This window comes from Amycolatopsis thailandensis (assembly GCF_002234405.1).
In the GTDB taxonomy this organism is placed as follows: domain Bacteria; phylum Actinomycetota; class Actinomycetes; order Mycobacteriales; family Pseudonocardiaceae; genus Amycolatopsis; species Amycolatopsis thailandensis.
In genome coordinates, this window is sequence record NZ_NMQT01000265.1 from 1 (window position 1) to 1,781 (window position 1,781).

The following is a 1,781-nucleotide window of genomic DNA, read 5'->3' on the forward strand; positions in this document are numbered from 1 at the left end:
CGTCGCGCGGCTGACGCTGACCGCGCACCGCGGGCCGAGCGGCGCGCACGATCCCCGGCGAGGCTGGGGCGCGATCGACGCCTACGCCGCCGTTTCCGCCGCGATCCCGGCCGGTACCCCCGGTCCGGGAGGGCCGCCGAGCGTCGGCCCGGACACCGACGTAGTCCCCGCGGCGGCAACGGCCCGCGCGGGCGCAGACAAGGTCTCCGGCGTGCTCGCGATCGCCGGGGTGGCCGCCGCGATCGCGGCGGGCGTGGTGGTGGCCGCGGTCCGGCGGGGCAAGCGACGGGGCTGGCGGCCTTCGCGGTTTCGCGCCTCGTGAGCGGCAGCGGTGTACTGGGGGACACCCCTGCCGCTCACGAGGTCTTTTGCGACCCCCTGGGCTTCCAAGGTTCCTAGGGGACGGATACGCAGGCCGTCGAGCCCACGATGGCCACGCCGTCGCCGGCGCGGGAGACGTGCACGTTGAAGTCGGCGCCGTCGCGGCTGAACTGCGCGATCAGCTCACGCGGGTTGCTGCGGTCGCGCGCCCGCCAGCCCTGACCTTCCAGCAGCGGCAGGACGACGTCGACGAGTTTGCGGACCGCGTCGGTCGCGTCGTCCACCCGGAGGCCGTACTGCCAGCAGAGCAGACGGCCCGGCTGGGTCGGGTCGCAGTCCAGTTCGCCTTCGACGGTGCGTTCCGCGGTGGTGCCGAAGGTGCCCGCGACGCCGTCGATGACCGCCGTCAGGTCCTCGGCCAGCGGGTCGAGTCCGGTGTTCCTGGTGATCATCTGGTGCTCCTCACAAACCCCGGCCAACGCCCTCGACGACCATCTCGCCCAGCGAGCCGCCCGTGAAGCCTTCGTGCGTGAGCGGTCCGCCCGTGATCACACCGTAGATGTTGTTCCACGAATCCGAACCGGGCTTGAGCACACCGCTGTGGGAATCGAAGCCCCACTGCAGGTCGCCGTTCGCGTCGCGGCCGGTTTCGAGTTCGACGACGCCGGGGAAGCGGTCGGGGTCCGCTCCGTGCCCGGCGCCGAGCCATTCGATGAGGCCCGCGTTGCCCTGCGCGACCACGATCGGGTCGAAGGGGGCCGTCATGGAGTAGCGCTGCACACCGGCCTGGCTGGCCGGGAGATCGCTCGGGCTCCAGATTCCGTGTCCCATGCCCGCGGACTCGACGTGCAGCACCTGATCGGCCTTGAGCCCGAGCTGCTCCGCGAGTCCCACGGTCGCGCCACCGTAGCTGTGCCCGACGGCGGTGACCACGACACCCGGGCCGGCGTGGCTGTCGATCTGGCCGCGCAGTTCGTCGCCGAACGCCTTGAGGTCGGGTGCCATCGTCTGCGCGTAATGCGCGGCCGGGCCTTCGGTGACGACGTTCTGGGGAAAGACCCCGTCCGCCCAGACGACCATCGCGGTCCGGCCGGTGGCGTCCGCGGCGACCAGGCTCTTGCCGAGGTCGGCGTAGCTCTGGAAGTTCTGGAACGAGGTGTTGACGCCGGGGACGAAGAGGCCGACGTTTCGGGTGCCCGGTTCGATCCGGCCGACCAGCTCGGCGATGCGCCCGTTACCGGACGGATCGAACCGCAGGATCTGGCGGTCGTTGGCGATGATGTCCTCGTACAGCGCGATCCTGGTGCGCGCGTTCGCGATGTCGTCGGCTTTCCCGCCGTTCGCCAGGAGGTTCGCGAGCCGTTCGCGTTCCGACGTCAGCGCGTCGGCGACCTTCGTGCGGTTCTCGGCGATCGCGGTCGCCCACTGCCCGGTGTCGGCCGTGCCGCCGACGCCCGCCG

The 1,781-nt window shown here is 71.8% G+C and carries 2 protein-coding genes and 1 pseudogene; 1 reads left to right on the forward strand and 2 read right to left on the reverse strand.

The window, feature by feature from the left end; all coding sequences use genetic code 11:
* Positions 1-322, forward strand: a pseudogene (locus CFP71_RS42180) (S8 family serine peptidase); the annotation flags it as partial.
* 73 nt (positions 323-395) lie between these two features.
* Here the strand turns inward: CFP71_RS42180 and CFP71_RS42185 are convergent.
* Both CFP71_RS42185 and CFP71_RS42190 read right to left on the reverse strand, forming a co-directional pair.
* Positions 396-773 (reverse strand): hypothetical protein, encoded by a 378-nt coding sequence (locus CFP71_RS42185; RefSeq protein ID WP_093939438.1) that lies wholly within the window; start codon positions 771-773, stop codon positions 396-398.
* 10 nt (positions 774-783) lie between these two features.
* A partial coding sequence (locus CFP71_RS42190) for an alpha/beta hydrolase (protein ID WP_093939439.1) occupies positions 784-1,781 on the reverse strand: 998 nt, incomplete at its 5' end.

Bases quoted from the DNA above. Each gene is read 5' to 3' on its own strand.
- CFP71_RS42185 (WP_093939438.1), bottom strand. From the start codon at position 773: ATGATCACCAGGAACACCGGACTCGACCCGCTGGCCGAGGACCTGACG.